The organism is Spiroplasma endosymbiont of Anurida maritima (assembly GCF_042465095.1).
Lineage (GTDB): Bacteria > Bacillota_I > Bacilli_A > Mycoplasmatales > Mycoplasmataceae.
On sequence record NZ_CP102059.1, the window covers coordinates 505,486 to 529,735 of the forward strand.

The following is a 24,250-nucleotide window of genomic DNA, read 5'->3' on the forward strand; positions in this document are numbered from 1 at the left end:
AATTAATGTTAAAATATACGTTATTTAAAGGAGAAAAATTATGAAAAAATTATTAAGTATTTTAGGGTCGTTCATCATTGTTGGTGGAGCGGCTATTACTGTTGTGGCTTGTGACCCTGGTTCTCAAGATAACGAAAAACCAGATTTACCAATTCCAGAACCAGAACCAGAACCAGAACCAGAACCAGAACCAGAACCAGAACCAGAACCAGAACCAGAACCAGAACCAGAACCAGAACCAGAACCAGAACCAGAACCAGAACCAGAACCAGAACCAGAACCAGAACCAGAACCAGAACCAGAACCAGAACCAGAACCAGAACCAGAACCAGAACCAGAACCAGAACCAGAACCAGAACCAGAACCTATTGATGATCAAATTTTAGTAGGATATTGATATGGTTGAAGTGGTGCAGGGCAAAAATTAACAAAAATTGAAGAAATAGACAAATCATATGATTATGTTAATTTGTCATTCTTGTTTTCACCAACAGCCTATCAAATGCCTAAGTTTGATCCAGTAAACTTTCATGATTATGAAGTGAAGCAAGGAATTGAATTTTTACATAGTAGAGGACAAAAAGCTTTAATATCTCTTGGGGGAGCTACTGGTAGTCCTATGCGTTTTAGAATGGGGCAAAAAGATGAGTTAAAACGTACAATCTTAGATGTAGTTAATTACTATAATTTAGATGGCTTAGATATTGATTTTGAAGGTGAAGTTTTAGCGGATAATGAATCTTTAATGACAACAGCCACAGCTTTAAAAGAAATTCATGATGAATGGGAAGCCGAAGGAAAAGATTTTACAATTTCTATGGCGCCAGAATGACCATATTTAAGAAAAAATACTAATAACCCAAATCAAAAAACATATATTAATTTATTAGAAACACTAGAAGGTTATTATGACTATGTTCACCCTCAATTTTATAATGGTTATGGAGATGGAATTAGTGTACAACCAGAAGATGTAAGTTATGTTGGTTATAATGGATATTTAGCAAATAATAATAAAACTTATCGTGCAGAATTTTTATATTTAATGTATAAATATATGATTGAACCAACAAATAACTTAGGTAACAATGATTTTTATCATTTTGAAGATGATAAACTAGCGCTTGGTGTTATAACAGCTGACATTGGCCAAGATGGAGCTGTAACTGAAGCAAATATTAAGCAATTAGTAAGTCTTTTAAATGGTAAATCATATCGTCCAAAAGGTCTTATGACTTGGTCTATATTATTTGATCATGAGTTAGGGTGAAGTTTTGCTCGTTGATATGAAAACCATTGAAAAAATGGTTTAACAGAACCTGAAATTAAATAATTATTTTATATAACAAAAAAACAAAAACACTAAAATGTTTTTGTTTTTTTGTTTATTGGAATATATGGAAAATAGTATGTTAAAATAAGTAAAATTTAATTAAGGAAATATTATGAAAAAATTGTTAAGTATTTTAGGATCATTTATTATTATTGGTGGGGCTGCTATTACAGTTGTAGCTTGTGATCCTGGTTCACAAGATAAAGAAAAACCACTTCCTAAACCTATTGATGGAGAAATTTTAGTTGGTTATTGATATGGTTGAAGTGGAGCCGGACAAAAATTAACAAAAATTGAAGAAATAGACAAAGCATATGATTATGTTAATTTATCATTCTTATTTTCTCCAAGTTCTTATACAATGCCAAAATTTGATCCAGTTAACTTTCAGGAATATGAAGTAAAACAAGGGATAGAATTTTTACATAGCAGAGGTCAAAAAGCATTAATTTCTTTAGGTGGAGCTACTGGAAGTTCAATGCGTTTTAGAATGTCTCAAAAAGATGAATTAAAAAGAACTATTTTAGATGTTGTTGATTATTATAATTTAGATGGATTAGATATAGATTTTGAAGGGGAAGTTTTAGCAGATAATGAATCTTTAATGACAACAGCTGCAGCTTTAAAAGAAATTCATGATGAATGATTAGCTGAAGGAAAAGATTTTACAATTTCTATGGCACCTGAGTGACCTTATTTAAGAAAAAATACTAATAACCCTAATCAAAAAACATACATTAATTTATTGGAAACAATGGAAGGCTATTATGATTATGTTCATCCCCAGTTCTACAATGGATATGGTGATGGGATAACTGTTCAACCAGAAGATGTTAGTTATGTTGGGTATAGTGGATATTTAGCAAATAACAATAAACAATATCGTGCAGAATTTTTGTACTTAATGTATAAGTACATGATTGAACCAACAGGAACTATGGCGGATAATGATTTTTATCATTTTGAAGATGATAAATTAGGATTAGGTGTTATTACAGCTGATATTGGTCAAGATGGAGCAGTTACTGAAGAAAATATTATTCAATTAGTTAAGCTTTTAAATGGTAAATCATTTACTCCAAAAGGATTAATGACTTGATCTATATTATTTGATCATGAACAAGGCTGAAGATTTGCTTATTGATATGAAAAATATTGAAATAATAATTTATATACACCTAAAATATAAATATTATATTTTTATAATGTTTTTTTAAATATAAAAATGATAAAATTAATAATAAAGTTATTTTAATATTATAAGGAAAAAGCTATGAAAAAATTATTAAGTATTTTAGGTTCTTTAGGGATTGTAACATTAGCAGTAGCAACTGTTGTTGCTTGTTCACCATCAAACAATGAGATAATAACTGATCCACCTTCAAGAGATGATACAGAATCTTTATTGCGTGAAATTTCAAATAAAATAGACAAAGAAGTAAGTTCTTTTATAAAACAAAATTTTGAATATTTTCAAGGAAACTTAGGAGAATTAACTGCATTAGAGTTTTTATTTGGCGAGGCTGATGAAGAAGAATTCCCGTTGGTGGTAAATTCAACTTCTTTATTTGAAACATTAAGCGAAATTAATAAAGAAGCTCAAACTTTTTTATATGAATTATCATGAGAAATTTCTACAACTGAAAAATTTAGTCATTTATTTATTGGTTTAGCACCAGAAGAAATCATTCCAGAAATCAATTTTGGAGATTTTGCTATGCAAAATTTTAACTTATCAGATATGGTTTTACAAAGAACTGAAAGACCAGATTGAAAAGAAATGGAAGCTAAAGCAAGTTCTATAAATAAATCATTTAATTTACAAGGTAATTTTAATATTAGTTTTTCTTATATTGATAATGATTATGAAGCTGTACACAATGTTTTAGGTTCTGATATTAACTTATATTTAACTGAAGAACTTAGTGTATTTTATGATGTTATGGAATGGTTGCAAAAAGATTTACCAAATATAGCAGAACTTATAAATGAACATGCTTTAACATATGAAGGCCACAAAGGTATAAAAAAGATTTAACAATGCAGAAGCGTTATATGCACCTGACGGGGATATTATAAAAATAGCAAAAAATTCTCAATTACAAGATGGTAGTTTTGCTGATATTGAAAAATTTAACATTATGAATGTGGCATATACAAGTAATTTATTTACAGACGAAAAACCAAAAACAAATACAATGTTGTACGATAAAAGCTTTAAGTCTCATGTATCTGTTCCAGAGAATCCTGAAAATGATACTAGACTTAAACCCAGTTTAGCAACAGAAACATTGATGTCAAATTTAGTAAATTATAATAGTATTTCCAAATATAATGATTATTTATTAGAAGGATCTGACGGAGATATTACTTTTGATTTTGGAGAAAAAGAAAGTTTTATTGAAATTGGACTATATGGTAACATTATGGACGTTCAAAATTTGGTTAATTCAAGAAGTGGCGATGGAGTTTTATGAGGTAAAATTCCTGGAGTCTTATCATATGATCGAGAATATAATACAACATACAATTACAATTTTGATGGAGTTGAATATTCGACAGGAACTGGTTTACAAGGAAGTTACTTTGAACCATTAAAATCATTTTATGAACAAAAACAGGATTATAAGTTTATTGATAGTAACGTTGAAGATCGTTTAAAAGTCCAAGATAATTATCGTATAGATTCTGGTTCTAAAGAAGGAGTTTTTACGGATACAACATTAGTTGATGGAGGAAAAACATCAATTAATTTTTGAACTTATGATAATATACCACTTCCATTAGTTGATAATTTGCAAACATATATAATGGTTGAAGAAAATAAGTCATTAAATGATAGTTATCGCGAAATTTTAAGTTATGCTTATGATCTTTTAATTGAAAGCAAGGAAAATGATCAAGCAACAAGTATTCTTTCTAACATGTTTGGTATTTCTTCGTTTTTTGATGAATTATGAAGGGTTTGAAGACAAGGAATTAAATTAGATAGAGTTCCTAGAAGGGGAACAAGCACTATTATTCTTAATAAAACAGATTTTAAAAGAGTTTCTCTTTTAAATAAAAAACCATCAGAAGTTATTGGAGCTCTTGTAAATAAACAAGAGGAGAAAATAAAAAGTAAACATTCTTGAATACCGGAAACAAATTTATACAAATCATTATTAGACACTCTTAACAGTGAAACCGATAATACAAGTGTATTAACAACAGAAACCAATGTAATGTATACTTCATGAGATAATTTTTCAGCAATACCAGATTTAAATCTAAAGAGGTCAGATCCTTTTATTAGTTCAATACTTTACATTGGAGGTATAGGTTTTCCTATCAATCAATATAATGTTGTTTCAAAACAAAATCCGCAATTTGCTCGTTGACAATACGGGGCTAACAATTATGTTTTTGCTGAAGAAAATGGCCCTGATTTTAAAGCGGGATATTCAGGAAATATTACATAAATAAAATGATTAAACCTTTTTAATATATATATTTAATACTTGTACAAAGAAATATATATAATTTAATTAAAATGACTGTTTATATTGCTAAATAATTATATTTTTGATAATATGATTTTTATTTAGAAAATGATAATATTATAGTAATAAAATTATTTATAAAATATAAGGAAAATTAAATGAAAAAATTGTTAAGTATTTTAGGTTCATTAGGAATCGTAACTTTAGCAACAGCAACAGTTGTTGCTTGTGCTCCAACAAGTGATAATGTAGTAACAGATCCTCCATCAAGAGAGGACACAGAACTTTTATTAAATGAAATTTCAAGTAGAATTGATCAAGAAGTTAGTCTTTTTATAAAGAAAAATATTGAGTATTTTCAAGGAGATTTATCTGAGTTAGCATCATTAAAATTTTTATTTGAGGATGCTTCAGACAATAATAGTTTCCCAGTGTTAATTGAAGCAACTTCTTTACCTAAAACAGTAAATGAAATTAACCAAAAGGCTGCAACTTTTTTATATAAATTATCATTAGAACTTTCAACCACTGAAAAATATAGTCATTTATTTATTGGGTTAATGCCAGAAGAAATTATTTCAGAAATTTCTTTTGGTGATTTTAGTTTGCAAAATTTTAACTTATCAGACATGGTTTTACAAAGAACTGAAAGACCAGATTGAAAAGAAATGGATGCTAAAGCTAAAACTATAGATAAATCATTTAACTTGCGAGGTAATTTTAATGTTAATTTCTCATATTTAGACAATAGTCAAGAAGCATCACATAATGCTGCTGGTTCTGATATTAACTTATATTTAACTGAAGGACTTAATGAATTTTATGATGTTATGGAATGGTTGCAAGAAGACTTACCTAATACACCTGAGCTTTTAAGAGAACACGCTTTAACATATGAAGGTCATAAAGGTATAGAAAGTTTTAAAGACACAAGTGCATTGTATGCAACCGATGGGGATATTACAAAAATAGCAAAAAAATCTCAACTAAGTGATGGTAGTTTTGCTGAAATTGAAAAGTTTAATTTCATGAATTTAGGTTATAAAAGTAATTTATTTGAAGGTGGAACTTTAGACAGAAAAACAAATTCAATGTTATATGATGAAAAATTTATATCACCTGTAAGTTTTGATGAAAGACCCGAAGATGATACAAGAGTTAAACCTGTTATGGCAGAAGAAACACTAATGTCAAACTTAATAAATCATAATACTTTTAAATCTTTTAATGAACATTTCCTAGAAGGATCAGATGGAGACATTAGTTTTGATTTTAGTAATAAAGAGAGTTTTATTGAAATTGGACTATATGGTAACATTATGAACGTTCAAAATTTAGTTAATTCAAGAAGTGGCGATGGAGTTTTATGAGGTAAAATTCCTGGAGTCTTATCATATGATCGAGAATATAATACAACATACAATTACAATTTTGATGGAGTTGAATATTCAACAGGGACTGGATTAAACGGAAAGTACTTTCAACCTTTAAAAGATTTTTATTCAACCAAAGGCGACTATAAATTTATTGACAGCGAAGTTCAAAATCGTTTAAAAGTTCAGGATAATTATCGAATAGATTCTGGTTCTAAAGAAGGAGTTTTTACAGACACAACATTAGTTGATGGTGGAAAAACATCAATTAATTTTTGAACATATGATAACATCCCGTTACCATTAGTTGATAATTTGCAAACATATATAATGGTTGAAGAAAATAAGTCATTAAATGATAATTATCGCGAAATTTTAAGTTATGCTTATGATCTTTTAATCGAAAGTAAAAAGGGTGTTAAAGTAACAAGTATTCTTTCAAACTTGTTTGGACACAGTGTCTACCTTAGTGACTTTGGTGGTTATAGGCAAGGAATGGTTCTGGAAGACTTATCTAGATCTGGTACAAATCCAATTATTCTTAATGAAGTTGATTTTGAAAGAGCAACTCTTTTAAATAGAAAACCATCATATATTATAGAACGTCTTATTGATAAACAAAAACAAGTAATAAGTAGTACAAGATCTTGAACACCTGAAACAAATTTATACAAACCATTATTAGATACTGTTAATTCTGAAATTACCCAATCAGAACTATTTGAAGGTTCAACGGATGTATTATATACATCATGAGAACATTTGTTTGCAATACCTGAATTATTTGGAAGAAGATCTGATCCATTTATTAGTTCAATACTTTACATTGGGGGGATAGGTTTTCCATTGAATAATTATAATGTTGTAACTAAAAATTCGGACCCAGAATATGCTCGTTGACAATATGGGGCTACAAACTATGTTTTTGTTAAATCAAACGGAGAATTTATAAAACCTGGATATTCAGGAGATATTTTATAAATATATTAATAAATAAATAACTTTATAAAATTTTTATAACATTAAAACAATCTTGACATTTGTCTTTAATATTGTAAAATAATAAATGGTACTTTATTAAACCACAGACTACAACCGGGACGCCTTAATTTGTTGTATAGGAAATAAAATATATAGAACATATATCTTATAATCTGTGGTAATTAATTTTTAATTACCATTTTATATTTACGGAGGGTATAACTTTGAAACCATCATTAATTAAAAAAGAAAAAGTGGTTTCAGAAATACATGATACCATTGTTAATTCAACATGTACTGTTGCTGTTGAATACCACAATATATCTGTAGCAGAAATCACAGAGTTAAGACACATTCTAAGAAAATGTGACTCAAAAATTAAAATATATAAAAACAATTTAGTAAACATCGCAGTGGAAAAAGCTGGCAAAAAAGAATTTAGTGACTTTTTAACAGGTCCAAATGCGTTTGCTTTTACAAGTGGAGATAGCAATACTTTAATTAAAGAACTAGCTAACTTTGCTAAAAAGCACAAAGCATTAAAATTAAAAGCTGCTATTCAAGAAGGGGTTGTGTTAAATACAGCGGCCTTAAATGAAGTGGCATCTTTACCTACAAAAAATGAATTACTTTCAATGTTTGCATCAAGCTTACTGTACCCATTACGTATGACAGCAATTGCTATTAAAGAAGTTGCAAGTACAAAAACAGAATAAATTTAAACAAATAGGAGATTATTATTATGGATAAAAAATTTGACGAAATCATCAAAACTTTAGAAGAGATGAAAATTGCTGATTTAAATGAATTAGTTAAAAGAATAGAAGATCACTTTGGTGTTGTTGCAGCTGCAGCAGTTGCAGCACCAGCTGGTGGAGCTGCAGAAGCTGCTGAAAAAACAGCATTTACTGTAGTTGTTACAGCTATGGACGCATCTAAAAAAGTTGCATTAATTAAAGAAGTAAAAGAAATTACTGGAGCACAATTAATGGAAGCTAAAAAAATGGTTGAAGCATTACCAGCAACAATTAAAGAAAATGTTGCAACAGCTGATGCTGAAGCATTAAAAGAAAAATTAACAGCAGCTGGAGCAACAGTTGAATTAAAATAATTAATTTTTAAAACGCTGCCTTTGGGTTTAAAGCGTTTTTTTTTGTTAAAATGTAAGTAATAAAAAAGGAAACAAATTATGAAGATATTTTCTCTTAAGAAAACAGCCATATCCATAATAGTTTTAATTTCATTATCAGCTACACTTTTATTGGTATTTTTATTATTAGACTTTAAATCACCAAACACATTTGTAAATGAGTGAGAAAACAATTATCAGTATGGACCCACAAAAAAATTTAAAAAAGAAAGTGAATCAAAAGATAAAAATATTGATTATTTTTTCGGAGCATCGGAATTCAATTTTGCAACTTATAAAGATAGATCAAATAGTTTAGAAGCTGCAAATGAGCAAATTTATTTTAATGGTAATTTAAAAAATGTTAAAAGAACACCAATCAACAATAAGCCATTAAAAGTTTGAAAAGATGACACACAAAATGAACAAATAATTTTATTTAAAGAAAAAACAAATTCAAAAATTACAAATTTAGAAGTTAATTTTATTGAATCAGAATACGATAATTTAGAATTAAATGCCAACTTTATTAAACCTATTAAAGCTAAAAATTCTAATAAAAGTCAGTTCAACCCAGCAAGTTATAAAGGAGTTTTTTACAATTTTGATGAAATAGGTACAAACAATATTGAATATATGAAATTCGATTTTCAACCAATTTTATTTTCTGTAACAACAAATAAACTTACAATGCCGGGTTTATATGATGCTAAGTTAAATGTTAAATATTTTGATGAAGAACATAAAATCGAAAAAAACTTTAATGTCTCTAAAAAAATTGAAGTAAAAAATAAAGTTATTAGTCAAGAAGATTTAAATATAAAAGAGTTTGGATCAGATTCTATGAGTTTTCCAGGAACTTCACAAAAATTTATTTTAAAACAATTTGATAAAGTAATTACTAATAGAACAATTAATTTAAAAAATCAGGATCCTAATGAGGTTACAGAAGATTTTTTATTAAAAGAACTAAAAGCCAATAATAAATCAATGCCAAGTGATACATATGTTGCAGATGTACAAGCATTAGGGCACCACGGTTTAATTAAAGAAGATGAACAAGGTTACTTTTTTGTTGTGGGCTCAAATGAATATATGGTTTCTAACAAAAATAGTGCTTATTATAATGAAACCATTCCAAAAGAAGAAAGCAATTATTTAAGAATTAACGTCATTACAAGCAAAATCAAGGAAAGAATATCAAAGTTATCAGATAATGTTTATGATAAACCTATATTTAATAAAGGTTCAGCAACAAATGTTGTCACTAAACCAGAAAATAATTACAGTAGAATAACTAATTATCGAAACACATTGCCAGAATTTTTAAATTACGATGAAGAACAATTGCCTGGAGAAAACAGATCTCTTGATAATAAGTATGGTAAATTATTTGAAGATTTACACAAAGAAAATAACGCAAAATATGGTTATGTGCCAAATTTTGGTCTTCCATATATTAAATATATTGGCACAAATAACACAGCAACAAATGTAAAAGATTTTTGAGGTGATGTTGATCAAGCAAATTTAACATCAATTTTTAACACAGAAAAAATATCTTGAGAATTAAATTTTGATATTTTAGATCAATACATTGAATTTTTAGCAGATCATAATTATGAAAAAGTATTTATTCCAGTTGTAGCTAGAAATACTAATCCATTTAATTTTTTATATAAAACAAATAATGAAAAAATTAATAGCAGCGGTGGTGATCCTAAACAAAAAGTTTTAGCAAGAGTAATGATAAAAGATGCTTTTATTGAAAGCAATACGGGTTATGCTTCAACATTGTTTAACCAATTTATAGAACATATGATGCCAAAAATTGCTGAATCATTAACAAACCATATTGATTCTGAAAGAAAAAGTGGAAATGCTTCATATAATAAAATTGAATTTTTTTACTCTTTTGATGAAACTAAAAAAGAAATTAATTCAAGAATAATAAATAAATTTGAAGCAATTGATCCGGAGAGAAAATTAATTAAAAACCATGCATATGTGGGATGACAATTTAAAGCTAATGATCCTATGGATGTTAATGAACTTGAAACTATATTTGATGATTATGATGAAATAACATTACAACAACGAGAGTATTTGAAAAACTATGAAGATGCTNNAGCAAACAAAAACAAGAAGAATTTAAAGAAATGGTCGAAAGAAGAAAACAAAAANAATCAACACTTAAGGTTTTACTCTTCTTGAAATAATTTTCCAGGAGGATATTTATCATCTGTACCTAGCGATTTAGTGTTTGCAACATTTTTATCTTATAAATACGGAGCAAATGGATTTGACCGCTTTGGGCTAGATTCTTTTGATGAAAACGATATATCTCTTGATGGGGTAATAAAAGGTAATAAACATGAACCCGGGGACAACTTTATTATTTATCCTGGAGATAAAAAAAATGTTCATAAAAGTTTAAGGTTAGTTAATATTCAAAATGCTAATAAATATATTTGAAAATTATACTCACTAAATAAAAGCAAAGAAATTACCGATAATGAAGTCAAAATAATTAAAGATTATATTAATTGAAATTTAGACTTAAACTCTAACACAAATAATAAATGAAGTGAAATTCCAAATTATAGTGTTAGTATTAATGATTTTATATCATCAAAAAATCATACAATGTATCAACAAGTTGAAAATTTAAAAACTTATATTAATTCATTTTAAAACATCTTTATGTTTTGATTATTGCTATACAATATATTTATAAGTTAGTGGAGTTAATATGAAATCATTATTAGATAATTTAAACTATTTATCATCAAGTGAAGAAAAAACAACAACTCAAATTATTGCAAAAGAATTATATGATTGCTTTTTAAACCGTAAGTTCTTAGAAATTGGAGAGCTGGCTGAAAAGTGCTTTGTTTCAAAATCAACAATTACAGGTTTTTGTAAGAAGCTAGGTTATTCTGGTTATCGAGAATTTTTATTACGATTAAAAATTATTACAGAACATTACACTTCAAAAACACGAACAAATTTAACTAATAAACTTGAAAGATTGTTAGATCAACAAGATCGAACAGTTAATATTATTAAAGATTTTGCAAAATATAATGATGATTTTATTAAAATTTCTAAAATCTTAAATCAAACAAAAAAGCTTTATATTTTTTCTGCTTTTCAATTAGATGGAGTTGCCGATAGTTTTTCTGATATTATTTCTCCAAGAATAGAAAATGTAATTTTTAATCGCATAAAACTATATTCATTAACACATTTGAATAATGTTAAAAAAGATGATGTAATTTTTTTCTTTGTTAGTGGGCAAGATACCAAATCTTTAGATTATTTATATGAAAATGCGATAGAAAAAACAAATAATATTATAGTTTTAGCTAGCGATTCACATTTTCCGAAATTTCATAAATATTTAAGCAAAATTAACATCGATACTAATAAGTTGCCCAGAACACCAAACATAAGAATTATGATTTTGAATTACATTATTATGCAAATTATGTTAAATCTAGATGATTAAATAATTTTATAAACCAGTTCACAAATATTGAATTGGTTTTTTTATTAGCATTTTTATTATCTTATATTATTAGAAAATATTATTATATAGATATACAAAAACAAAATATTTTTTTATTAATATTAGAAAGGAACAAATGAAAAGAGTAAAAATATATGCTCCAACATCTGGAATAATAAAAGACATTAAATCATTAAATGATGGTGTTTTTTCTAAAGGGATGTTGGGAGTTGGGTGTTATATTATTCCCGAAAATAATGATTTTTTCTCTCCCTTTGAAAGCGGAGAATTAAAAATGATTTTTCCAACAAAGCATGCTTACTATGTTAAATCAAGTGATGGACCAACAATGTTGATTCATATTGGGATTGATACAGTTACATTAGAAGGTAAACCCTTTGAAGAAAAAGCAGCTTTAAATGATATGTTAAATTTACAATCTGTTATAACATCAGCTGATTTAGATTTAATTAAGGAAAACAACTTAAAAACAAATACTCCATTAGTAATTGATACAAAAGATTATCCAAATGCAACTTTTAATTTATTAGTAAATGATCAAAGAGTTGAACAAGGTCAATTAATTGGTGAGTTTGTTTTTGAAGAAGCAAAACCTGAAAAATTAACTGTAGAAAACTTAGATCTTTCAAATCAAAAATCTATTTATGAAAAGGTGGCTGAAGAAATTTATCATCTTGTGGGTGAAAAAGGTAATTATACTAATGTGTATAATTGTATGACAAGGTTAAGATTTGAAATTAAATCTAAAGATAAAGTAAATGTAGAAAAAATTAAAAATATTAAAATGGTTAAAGGTATTAATTGAGCCGGAAATCAAATTCAAATTATTATTGGTGGAGAAGTTTATAAAGTAAAAGATTCTCTAATAACTTATGTTGATAACTTAAATAAACAACCCGGTGATAATAATAAAGTTGTAAAAAAATCATTTGGTAAAAGAATGATTTCAGCGTTAGGTGGTATTATGCTACCATCTTTACCGGTTATATTAACAGCTGGTATGTTAATGGGGATAAAATCTTTATTAGTTTTATCTGGTGCAATGCAAGATATTGGAACCTCAGCTGGACAAATCCCGTTGGATGACGCTAATGTATTTAGTGCCATATTTTATATAATTGCTGAAATTGCTTTAAAATTTTTAGGAGTTTTTATTGGTTATAATACCGCTAAATACTTAGGTGCAAATTCAGTTATGCAACTATTTATTTCCTTGGCTATTGCAAACCCAATTGCAGGTATTGGTGCTAGTTGATTAATATTTGAAGTTGGTGATTTAGAAATAAATGCACAAATTTATACATCATCAATATTGCCACATATTGCATCAGCTATTATGTTGTATCATTTTGAAAAATGAGTAAAAACATGAATGCCAACTTCAATTGATGTTATTTTTAGACCATTAGTTGTATTTTCTTTTGTAACATTAATGACATTTTTCTTAGTTGGACCAATGTTATATCTAGTAGAACAAGGTGTAACTTTTGTTGTTGCTAACTTAGGAAAAATTCCATTTGGATTTGGAGTTGCGGTATACGCTTTCTTCTGACAACCTTTAGTTATGACAGGAATGCATATAGCGGTTGTTTTACCAATTTCTTTAGGTGTTGCACAAGGAATTCCAAACACATTAATGGCCGGAATATCTATTGCTACATTTGGGCAAGTTGGTGCAGTATTAGCTGTTGCTATTAGAACAAAAAATGCTCAACTAAAACAAACGGCTTATGGATCAATTCCGGCTGGTATAGTTGGTATTACAGAACCAATTATTTATGGTATTAACTTTCCAAAAATTAGACCATTTATTGCTGCTGTAACAGGTTCAGCTGTTGGAGGTTTATTTTCAGGGTTAATGGGAGCGGAAGCTAGNAAACCCGGGGGATTAGGAATATTTTCCTTAGCCGCTTATATTTCTGATCCAATTATAAATCAAGATGTTAATGGGGTAATTGCTAATAGTGCTAACAACGCATTTACCGGTGAACCATTAAGTTTAGTAATGAATATTATATGATATGTAACAGCTATTTTAATAACTTTAGGAACAGCTTTTGGGATGACGGTATTAATGTATCGTGAGCGTCCTTTAGAAAAACAAGTTATTAAACATGTAAATAAAAATATTATTAAATATTATGCATTAGCAAATAATATTTCTATAAAAGAAGCTACTGTTATTTTAAGTAAATATATTAATGCTTTATCAGCCTTCATAACAAAAGAGGATTTAGATAAAATTGCCTTGGCAGAAAAAGGTATTATAAAAGTTTCAAATTCTCAAACTAAACTTGATAATTTATTTGCAAAAGAAGAAGCAAAAAAACAAGCATTGTTTAAAAAAATTAAAGCAGAAGAAAAAAAAGATATTAATAAACAAAATAAAGAAAAAATATTAAAACTAAAACAAAGGTATGTTGATATTGTTAATAATTCTAAAACAAATGAACTTGAAGAAAATATTTTGAAATTAAAAAATGAAAACCTTGATAACATGAAATGGTTAACAAACTTTCAAACAAAATTTATGGAACAAGTAAATCAGTTATTTGAATTTTTAAATACTTCAAACTTAAAAAAATATATTGAAATTAATGAGTTGAAAACAAATTATAAGAATGGCATTAAATCATTGAATATTAATTATGAACTTGAAAACAAAGAAGATACAAAATTTTCTAAAAAAATCTTTATTAAACATATTAAAAACAATAAACAAACAAGTGTTTAAAAATACTTTGAAAGGATATATTTATGAAAAATTTAAAAAACTTTCCTAAAAACTTTTTGTGAGGAGCATCAACTTCAGCTTACCAATGTGAAGGAGCAACAGCTGAAGGTGGTAAAGGAAAAACAATTATGGATATTGCAAACCATGGAGATGAATATTGTGATTTCTCGGTAGCTTCAGATTTTTACCACCACTACAAAGAAGATATTGCTTTAATGAAAGAAATGGGATTTAAATCATTTAGATTTTCAATTTCTTGAGCAAGAGTTTTTCCTAATGGAGATGGAAAAGTAAATCAAGAAGGATTAGATTTTTACAAAAATGTTATTAAAGAGCTAAGAGCTAGTAACATTGAACCAATTGTAACTATTTTCCACTTTGACACACCACTTGCTTTAGAAGAAAAGGGTGGATGATCTAATCGCGAACTAATTGTTCCTGCATTTGAAAAGTATGCAGACACTTTATTTCAAGAATTAGGAGATCAAGTTAAATATTGATTAACAATAAATGAACAAAATGTTATAACACTATCAAACTTAAAATTTGGAATGTTTTCAAAAGGTAAAAGATTTACAGCTACAGAAGCATTTAACAAAAATCATGTAATGTTTATTGCTAATGCTTTAGTTATGGCTAACTATCATAAAAACTATCAAAAAAAACAAAAAGGATTAATCGGGCCAGCTCCGAATGTAGCTCCAGCTTATGCTAATACAAATAAACCAGAGGACCAAATTGCAGCAATGAATGCTGGAGTTATGCGTAACTGATTATATTTAGACGCTTATGTTCGTGGAGAGTACAACCCAATAGCTTTAAAATATTTTGAAGATAAAGGAGTGGAGCTTGATTTAAGAAAAGGTGATTTAGAAATTTTAAAAGCAGCTAAACCAGATTATATTGCTTTTAACTATTACACATCAATGACAGTTGAACATTCTGATGCAGAAGAAATGAATAAAGTTATGGACCAACAAGTCGGATTTGATATTCCGGGAATGTTTAGAAGTGTAAAAAACCAAAACCTTGATAAAACAGAATATGGTTGAGAAATTGATCCAATGGGATTAAGATATGCTTTTAGAGAAGTTCACGAAAGATACAGATTGCCATTATTAATAACTGAAAATGGTATTGGTGTTAGAGAGACTCTAAATAAGGATAATACAGTAAATGATGATTATCGTATTGATTACTATCAAAAACACATTGCAGCTATGCGTGAAGCTATTTCTGAAGGAATAGATGTTATTGGTTACAACCCATGAACAGCTATTGATTTAGTTTCAACACACCAAGGATTTTCAAAACGTTATGGATTTATTTATATTGACCGCGATGAAAAGGATTTAAAAGAAATGAAAAGATATCGTAAAAAATCATTCTTTTGATATCAAGAAATGATAAAAAACAACGGTGATAATATAATGTAAATTATCACCAATATTAAAACGCCCCATAAAAATAAAACCCCTATGTAAAAACCCCTTAAAATTATTAATGTAATTATTAAAGTGAAAAACAAAGAAATAAAAGAGATAATAAATAAAAAACTCCCTTGGAGTTTTTTATTGTTTATAAAGATATAATATGTATATAGAAAGAGGTAGATATGAGTTCATTAATTGATAATTTAAATGACTTAAAATCAAGTCCTAAAAAATCGGCAAAACAAGTAATTGCTACAGAATTATATGAGTCTTTTTTAACCAGAAAATTTTTAACTATAAATGAGTTGGCTAAAAAGTGTTTTGTATCAGAATCAACAATTACGGGTTTTTGTAAAAGGCAAGGTTTTTCTGGATACCGTGAATTACTTTTTAGACTTAAGTTAACAAGAGAAGAATATTCATCTAGTAAGCTTAATCAAACATCTAATGGTCTTTCTTCTTTTGCTAATCTTGAAGAGTCTGTAATTAGTGTTTTGCAAAAAACAGATGTTTATTATAAAGATCTATTAAATATAGCTGAAACTCTGAAAAAAGCTACAAAAGTCTACATTTTTTCTTCATTTCAGTTAGATAAAGGAGCATCTATGATGCATGATGTTTTATCTAGTAAATTAGATAATGTAACTTATAATAGTATTAAAATTTACTCTTTAGATCATTTGTTAAAAATGAAGTCTACTGATGCCGCAATATTTTTTATAGCAGGGCAAGATACAAAGTCGTTAGACTATTTGTATCTTAACGCTATTAAAAAAACAAATAATATAGTGATTTTTAGTAGTTTCTCACAATCACATAAATATAAAACGTTTATGAATAAAATAGTTATTGATTTAGAACCTCTACCGAGAATACCTACAATGAGGCTTATGATGATCAATTACTTTATTGCATTAATATCACTAAAAGTTAAATAAAAGTAAAGCACTTCACAAAAAATGAAGTGCTTTACTTTTTAATGTAAAGTAAAGTAAAAAATAAGAAAAAATATTATTATTATATTGTATTGTTAAAAATTTAACTAAAGAAAGGAACACATGAAAAGTTTAAAAGTATATGCACCAGCCTCTGGTGTTGTTAAAAACTTAAAAGAATTAAATGATGGTGTTTTTTCAAAAGGAATGTTGGGAGAAGGGTTTTATATAGAACCTGAAACTAATATTTTTAATTCTCCATTTGAAAAAGCAAAGCTGAAAATGATTTTTCCGACAAAACATGCTTATTATGTTGAATCTGAGGATGGTTTAAACATGTTAATTCATATAGGTTTAGATACAGTGTCTTTAGAGGGAAAACCCTTTAATCCACTAGCGAAAATAGAAGATGAATTGTCTTTAAATTCATCTTTTGTGGACGTCAATTTAGAAGAAATACAAAAAAATAAATTAAGAAAAAGTACACCAATGGTAATTGAGGGTAAAAATTATAAAAATTTAAAATTTAATTTTACAAAAGAAAACCAGTGATTTAAGCAAGGAGAACTTATTGGGGAATTCACTTGAGAAGAAAAAAGTGTTGTTCAAAAACAAAGTTCTGAATTAGAAATTGAAGACATTATTTTTCAAAAATCAAATCATGAAATAATTGCAGAAGAAATTTACAAAAACGTAGGATCAAACTCAAATTATAGCCAAGTGTATAATTGTATGACTAGATTAAGGTTTGACGTTAAATCAAAAGATAAAGTTGATGTGGAGAAAATTAAAAAAATAGAAATGGTTAAGGGGATTAATTGAGCCGGAAATCAATTACAAATAATAATTGGGGGAGAAGTTTATAAAGTAAAAGATGCTTTAGTCAATTATGTAGAAACCTTAAATTCTAAAAATATTAAAAAGCCAGTCAAGACAAGAATTCCTTTCAGAAAAAGATTCATGTCAGCTATTGGTGGAATTATGTTACCAACATTACCGGTTTTATTAGCTGCTGGTATGCTGATGGGGATAAAGTCTATTTTAATTCTTATAGGATTAATGCAAGATGTTGTTTTAGCTTTTCCTGGAGAAGATCAAACTTTATTAAAAGAGGCGAATGTATTTAGTGCAGTTTTTTATATTATAGCTGAAGTATCGCTAAAGTTTTTAGGAATATTTATTGGGTATAACACCGCCAAATATTTGGGTGGAAATCTAATTTTACAACTATTTGTTTCTCTAGCTATTGCAAACCCAATTGCTGGAGAAGGTGCTAAATGATTTTTATTTGAGGTTGGAGGATTAGATGTTAACTCACAAGTTTATACATCTTCAATCCTGCCTCATATTGCTTCTGCATTTATGTTATTTCATTTTGAAAAATGAGTAAAAACTTGAATGCCAACAGCAGTGGATGTAATATTTCGACCTCTAGTAGTTGTCGCGGTAGTAACTTTGGGAACATTTTTCTTAGTTGGACCAATATTATTTCTGCTCGAACAAGGAGTATCAATTGTAATTTCTACGCTAGGTAAAATACCTTATGGTGTAGGTGTTGGGATATATGCTCTTTCATGACAACCATTAGTATTAACTGGAATGCACATTGCGGTTGCAATGCCTATTAGTATGTCTGTTGTTCAAGGGATTCCAAATCCATTAGCAGCGGGAGTTGCAATTGGAGTTTTTGGACAAATTGGAGCATTAATTGGTGTTGCAATTAGAACAAAAAATGCTAAAACAAGACAAACTGCCTTTGGATCATTGCCCGCTGGTTTAGTTGGAATAACAGAACCAATTATTTTTGGAATCAACTTACCTAAAATCAGACCATTTATTGCTGGTATGATTGGAGCTGGAATTGCGGGATTATTTTCTGGATTTGTCGGTGTTGAAACTAGAATACCTGGAGGTATGGGAGTATTTTCTATTTTAGCTTATATTGCTGGCCCAGTCTTTAATGAAGAGGTAAATGGGGTAGTTGTTAATAGTATAAGTAGTCCTTTCACTGGGGAACCCTTATCTCTTGTTATGAACGCCTTGCTATATTGTGTAACCATACTAATAGCTATTGGAGTTGGTTTAGGAGTAAATCTACTTATATATAAAGAAAGACCATCTGAAAAAAATCAAATATTAAAAACAAATAAAATATTGCTTAAGAATTTTGCAAAAGCAAATAACATTACTAAAAAAGAAGCTCAAAATTTATTAAATAAAAACTTTATTAAACTAAGTGATCATTTAACAAAAGAAAATTTATTGAAAATAAATTCAATTGAAAAAGAAATATTGAGCATTATCAATTTGCAAACAAAAATGAATACCATCCTTATTAAGGAAGAAAATAAAAAACAGAATATAAAAAAAGCTCTTGTTAAAGAAATGGCCAAAGACCAAAATAAACAAAATTCAGAAAATTTATTAAAATTAAAAAATAAATATAATGAAATAATTAAAAATACAAAAGTAACTGATTTAAAACATGCCATTGAGCAAAAAAAATTAAAAAATGAAACTAATATGAATTGATTAAAAGATTATCAAAATAATTTCATGCTAGATGTAAAAGATTTATTTGCAATAATTAATAATGAATTAGTAAAAAAAGAAGAAGTAAACAAATTAAAAAATAATTATGAAAATGGAATACATTCATTAGATATAAATTATAAATATTATGACAAAAAAGAAAATACTTTTTCTAAAAAAAGATTTAACTTAGAATTAAATCCAAGTAAAAAGGGGATTAAAAATGAAAAACTTATCTAATTTTCCTAAAGGTTTTCTGTGAGGAGCATCAATTTCAGCATATCAAGCTGAAGGAGCAACTGCAAAAGATGGTAAAGGTAAAACTATTATGGATATTGCCAATTTTGGGGAAGAATATTGTGATTTCTCGGTAGCATCAGATTTTTATCATCATTATAAAGAAGATATTGCTTTAATGAAAGAAATGGGATTTAAATCATTTAGATTTTCTATATCTTGAGCAAGAATATTTCCAGACGGAGAAGGTGCTATTAATAAAAAAGGAATAGAATTTTACAATAATGTAATAAATGAATTGGTTAGAAATAACATTAAGCCAATTGTAACTATTTTTCACTTTGATACACCGCTTGCATTAGAAGAAAAAGGTGGATGATCTAACCGTGACGTTATTTTACCGGCTTTCGATAAATATGCAGATACTTTGTTCAAAGAGTATGGGGATCGTGTAAAACATTGAATTACAATAAATGAACAAAATGTTATTACTATTTCTAACTTAAATTTTGGAATGTTTTCAAAGGGTAAAAGATTTACCCCAACAGAAACATTTCAAAAAAATCATGTACTTTTTATGGCAAATGCTGTAGCAATAAATAATTATAAAAAAAACTACTCTCATCAAAAAGGAATTATAGGACCAGCGCCTAATCATTCTCCAACATATCCAAAAACAACAAAACCAGAAGATCAAATTGCAGCAATGAATGCTGGAGTTATGCGTAACTGAATGTATTTTGACGCTTATGTTAGAGGAGAATATAACCCAATTGCTTTAAAGTATTTTAAGGATTTGGGCATTAAATTAGACATCAAAAAAGATGACTTAGATATCATGAAACAAGCTAAACCAGACTTTTTAGGTTTTAACTACTATACATCAATGACTGTCGAATATTCAGATACTTCTGAACTTACAAAAATTATGGATCAACAAGTGGGATTTGATATTCCAGGAATGTTTAAGGCTGTAAAAAATGATAAATTAGTGGAAAGTCCATATGGTTGAGCAATCGATCCCTTAGGTTTAAGATATTCATTTAGAGAAATATATGAAAGATATCGTTTACCATTGCTGATTACTGAAAATGGTATTGGTGTTAAAGAAACTTTAAACAAAGATAATACAGTAAATGATGATTATCGAATTGACTATTATCACAAACACATTGTTGCTATGCGAGAAGCTATTTCTGAGGGAATTGAAGTTATTGGTTACAACCCGTGAACAGCCATTGATTTAGTTTCAACACACCAAGGATTTTCAAAACGTTATGGATTTATTTATATTGACCGTGATGAAAAAGATTTAAAAGAAATGAAAAGATATCGTAAAAAATCATTCTTTTGATATCAAGAAATGATAAAAAATAACGGTGATAATATAATGTAAATTATCACCAATAATAAAAACACCCCATAAAAAATAAAACCCCTGTATAAAAGACCCCTTAAAATTATTAATGTAATTATTAAAAGTGAAAAACAAAGAAAATAATATAATATAATGTAAACTCCAATTGGAGTTTTTTTTGTCTAAAAAAGAAGCATATATTTTAAATATCATTTAAAATAAGCGTGGAGGTATTTATGGAACTTCAATTTACGTGTCCAAAATGTAGTTACAAAATTACAGAAAAGGATTTTAAAGAAAATGAAACAATATTAAAAGATTTAAAAATGTTGTTTGATACACATGAACACAATTATAAACAAGAACTTAAAAAAGATATTTTAAAGCAATATAGAGAAGAGTTTAATAAAGAAAAAGATAACGCCTTATTGCAAGCTAAACTTAATAGTGATAAGGAATTAAAAGATATTGAAAAAAAATATGACAGCATAATAAATGATCAAAAATCTCAATTAGAAAATNNAGTGAAGCTATTTTAGCAAAAAAAATTAATTGAAAAAGAAAGTGAAATAACAAAATTAAAACAAAAAGATTTAGATTCAAAAAACAAAGAAATTTTAGAATTAAGTAAAAGTTATGAAGATTTAAAATCTAAACTTAAAAATAGTGAAACTGTCTTANNGAAAAAAAATTAATTGAAAAAGAAAGTGAAATAACAAAATTAAAACAAAAAGATTTAGATTCAAAAAACAAAGAAATATCCGAATTAAAAGAAAAAATTGGTAAATTGCAAAGTATTGTTAATAATAACAAAGCATTGTTAGATGCTGAGTTGTTAAAAAAAGAACAAGATGTTACCAGAGAAAAACAAAATAAAATAGATATTTTAAATGAACAAATTNAAAGCGTTAGAAATTGCTAACACTAGAAACAAAGTTATTCAAAACAAAACTAAGGGTGAAAATTTTGAGCAAGATGTTTATGGTGAGTTAGAAAAAGCTTTTGGCCCAGAAGATCAAATCGAAAAAATAACAGCGAAAGATAAAAAAGCAGATTATTTACAGCTTGTTAAAGAAAACAACACTATTATAGGTAAAATTGTTTATGAAGTAAAAAACGCTGAATGAAGTACTACCTGAGAAAAAAAATTAATAGAAGATACTGCCAAACAAGATGCAAAATACGGTATTTTAATTGCTACTTCTTTTAATGAAAAATATCCAAATATACCATTTAAAAGATCTAATGAAAATGAAAATATTTACTTATGTGATAGTGAAAGTTTTATTTTTGTAGCTAAGATAATAAAAACTTTAATTAAAGTGGAAAATAAACTAAATAAATCTAGAAATGAAAGTAAGCATGATAATACTATTAAAGACTTTAATCGTTGAAAAGAAACACAATTGCCACGTTTAACAAAATCTATGGAAGATAGTTTTAAACGTATAGCAACGGCTGAAAAAAGTATAACAAAACAGGTTGAGGAAATAAGAATTGGTCGTGAAAAAGCATACAAAGAATGAAGTGAAAATTTAATGGCTTATATTAATTCAATTACTTTTTAATTATTAAGTCATTGTTGTTTGTATTATGGTAAAAAAAAGAGTAATATTTTAGTGTTGAAAATAAGGAGTAAAATTTATGAAAAGTAAGGATTCAAATAAAAACAGTGAACTTACGTTAAATGAAAAAAGAGCCTCTTACAGAATCAGAAGAAAATTTAGAAGAGGCAAAATTATTGCTAGCTTCAAAAGATGATGAAATGATTGCTCACAGTACTTTCACAAATGAAAGTACATTCATTCGTAACTATGTATTTGCTATTAAAAAATTAAATGAAACATTATTAAAAATATTTATGCTAGCAATTGCTGCTGGTATGTTTATCGGTTTAGCTTATGTTGCTATTGGAATGGCAACTAAAGGAATTGAAAGCTCTGGGATAGCATCTTTAATCTCAGGATTAATATTTCCGTTAGCCATTATTATGATTGTATTTATTGGGGGACAATTATTTACATCTAATGTTATGGGGTTATGACCAACAATTAGAAGAAAAGTAAAAGTACAAAAATATTTACAAAACCTAATTATTGTATTAATAGGAAATTGAATAGGAATTTTATTCTTATGTTTAATTGTTTGAGGTGCTGGATTATTTAAGCATGATGCAGAATATGCAGCAATTACAATGAAGTATTTTGATGGTAAAATGAAGTATACATGAATCGAGATCTTTTTTAGTGGGATTTTATGTAATCTTTTGGTAGCCGGTTCTGTATGAATTTCATTTTCTACAAATAATACATCAGCTAAAATTATGTTATTTATTTTACTAATCGGAGCTTTTGTAATATCTGGTTATTCACACGTTGTGGCGAATGCTTTTCCATGATTTTCATCAATGATGATTAAAGGAAGTTCAAGTGAAAATTGATCACAATTTGCAGAATTTGGTTATAAAGTACAACTACCAACATTATTTGGTAATTATTTAGGTGGGGCTGTGATTCTACCTGGTATTTTCTATATTGTTTGAAATAAAAAATTAGGAAATCAATAATTACAGACAGGAGGCCATTATGGCAATTAATGATTTTAATGAAGAAAAAGTAATAAAAGCAAACGGATTTGGAAAGTTTATCTTCTTTCTAAGTTTTTTACTTATTATCCCGATATTTATATATATCGCAATGAGAAATAATTTAATCCGTTTAGAAACAAAAGTTAAAGAAGCGGACAGTGGGATTGATGTTCAATTAGCTAAAAGACGCGATATGTTAACTAAGTTAATAGAAGCTGTTAAAAAAGCTTTAAAGTTTGAAAAAGAAACATTAGAAGCAGTAACACAATTAAGAAATACAAATCTTAATAATTTAAATCCAAAAGAAAAATCAGTGATTAACTCAAAAATGGATGATATTCAAAAAGCAATCAATGTGCAATTAGAAGCATATCCTGATTTAACTGCTACAAAAAATATTTCAGATTTACAAGATGCAATTCAAGAAGTAGAGAATGATATATCAGCTTCTAGAAGAATTTATAATTCTAATGTTAATTATTACAATACTAAAATTCAACAATATCCAACAACAGTTGCTGCTCAAAGTTTAAATAGTGTAACAAAATTATTTTTTGAAGCAACAGATCGTCAAAAAGAAGATGTTGTTATTAATTTAGATTAGT

General features: G+C 27.5%; 17 protein-coding genes. All 17 read left to right on the forward strand.

The genetic code is table 4. The features are described 5' to 3' along the window. Positions 1-40: 40 nt before the first annotated feature. The 17 genes from NPX79_RS02480 to NPX79_RS02560 all read left to right on the forward strand — a co-directional run bounded on the left by NPX79_RS02480 (position 41) and on the right by NPX79_RS02560 (position 24,249). Positions 41-1,333, forward strand: coding sequence for a glycosyl hydrolase family 18 protein (locus tag NPX79_RS02480; RefSeq protein WP_381414860.1), 1,293 nt, complete (start codon positions 41-43; stop codon positions 1,331-1,333). Positions 1,334-1,445: 112 nt separating this feature from the next. Beyond that, on the forward strand, positions 1,446-2,522 hold the full coding sequence (locus NPX79_RS02485) for a glycosyl hydrolase family 18 protein (RefSeq protein ID WP_381414861.1): 1,077 nt from the start codon (positions 1,446-1,448) through the stop codon (positions 2,520-2,522). Between the two features lie 84 nt (positions 2,523-2,606). After that, entirely contained in the window at positions 2,607-3,371 is a 765-nt protein-coding gene (locus tag NPX79_RS02490; RefSeq protein ID WP_381414862.1) for a lipoprotein, read from the forward strand. 103 nt (positions 3,372-3,474) lie between these two features. Then, entirely contained in the window at positions 3,475-4,794 is a 1,320-nt protein-coding gene (locus tag NPX79_RS02495) for a hypothetical protein (protein WP_381414863.1), read from the forward strand. A gap of 179 nt (positions 4,795-4,973) precedes the next feature. Beyond that, positions 4,974-7,169, forward strand: coding sequence for a lipoprotein (locus NPX79_RS02500; protein WP_381414864.1), 2,196 nt, complete (start codon positions 4,974-4,976; stop codon positions 7,167-7,169). 224 nt (positions 7,170-7,393) lie between these two features. Beyond that, on the forward strand, positions 7,394-7,885 hold the full coding sequence (gene rplJ, locus NPX79_RS02505; RefSeq protein ID WP_381414865.1) for a 50S ribosomal protein L10: 492 nt from the start codon (positions 7,394-7,396) through the stop codon (positions 7,883-7,885). A 26-nt stretch (positions 7,886-7,911) separates the two neighbouring features. Then, complete coding sequence (rplL, locus tag NPX79_RS02510) at positions 7,912-8,280, forward strand: 50S ribosomal protein L7/L12 (RefSeq protein WP_381414866.1); 369 nt, start codon at positions 7,912-7,914, stop codon at positions 8,278-8,280. Between the two features lie 78 nt (positions 8,281-8,358). After that, positions 8,359-10,992: a glycoside hydrolase domain-containing protein gene (locus tag NPX79_RS02515; protein WP_381414867.1), complete on the forward strand. Its 2,634-nt coding sequence runs from the start codon at positions 8,359-8,361 to the stop codon at positions 10,990-10,992. Between the two features lie 58 nt (positions 10,993-11,050). Continuing rightward, positions 11,051-11,809: a MurR/RpiR family transcriptional regulator gene (locus NPX79_RS02520; protein WP_381414868.1), complete on the forward strand. Its 759-nt coding sequence runs from the start codon at positions 11,051-11,053 to the stop codon at positions 11,807-11,809. A gap of 136 nt (positions 11,810-11,945) precedes the next feature. Beyond that, positions 11,946-14,564, forward strand: coding sequence for a PTS glucose transporter subunit IIA (locus NPX79_RS02525; RefSeq protein WP_381414869.1), 2,619 nt, complete (start codon positions 11,946-11,948; stop codon positions 14,562-14,564). Between the two features lie 17 nt (positions 14,565-14,581). After that, entirely contained in the window at positions 14,582-16,000 is a 1,419-nt protein-coding gene (locus NPX79_RS02530) for a glycoside hydrolase family 1 protein (RefSeq protein WP_381415485.1), read from the forward strand. A gap of 179 nt (positions 16,001-16,179) precedes the next feature. Further along, the gene (locus NPX79_RS02535; RefSeq protein WP_381414870.1) at positions 16,180-16,935 is read left to right on the forward strand and encodes a MurR/RpiR family transcriptional regulator; all 756 of its coding nucleotides are present in this window, start codon (positions 16,180-16,182) and stop codon (positions 16,933-16,935) included. A gap of 120 nt (positions 16,936-17,055) precedes the next feature. Next, positions 17,056-19,704: a glucose PTS transporter subunit IIA gene (locus tag NPX79_RS02540; RefSeq protein WP_381414871.1), complete on the forward strand. Its 2,649-nt coding sequence runs from the start codon at positions 17,056-17,058 to the stop codon at positions 19,702-19,704. Then, the gene (locus tag NPX79_RS02545; protein ID WP_381414872.1) at positions 19,688-21,097 is read left to right on the forward strand and encodes a glycoside hydrolase family 1 protein; all 1,410 of its coding nucleotides are present in this window, start codon (positions 19,688-19,690) and stop codon (positions 21,095-21,097) included. Before NPX79_RS02540 ends, NPX79_RS02545 begins: the two co-directional genes overlap by 17 nt. 851 nt (positions 21,098-21,948) lie before the next feature. Then, positions 21,949-22,626, forward strand: coding sequence for a DUF2130 domain-containing protein (locus NPX79_RS02550; protein ID WP_381414873.1), 678 nt, complete (start codon positions 21,949-21,951; stop codon positions 22,624-22,626). Positions 22,627-22,745: 119 nt separating this feature from the next. After that, positions 22,746-23,624 (forward strand): formate/nitrite transporter family protein, encoded by an 879-nt coding sequence (locus tag NPX79_RS02555; RefSeq protein ID WP_381414874.1) that lies wholly within the window; start codon positions 22,746-22,748, stop codon positions 23,622-23,624. 19 nt (positions 23,625-23,643) lie between these two features. Next, a complete protein-coding gene (locus NPX79_RS02560) occupies positions 23,644-24,249 on the forward strand; it encodes a LemA family protein (RefSeq protein WP_381414875.1) in 606 nt (201 codons plus the stop codon). The last annotated feature ends 1 nt before the right edge of the window (position 24,250 follow it).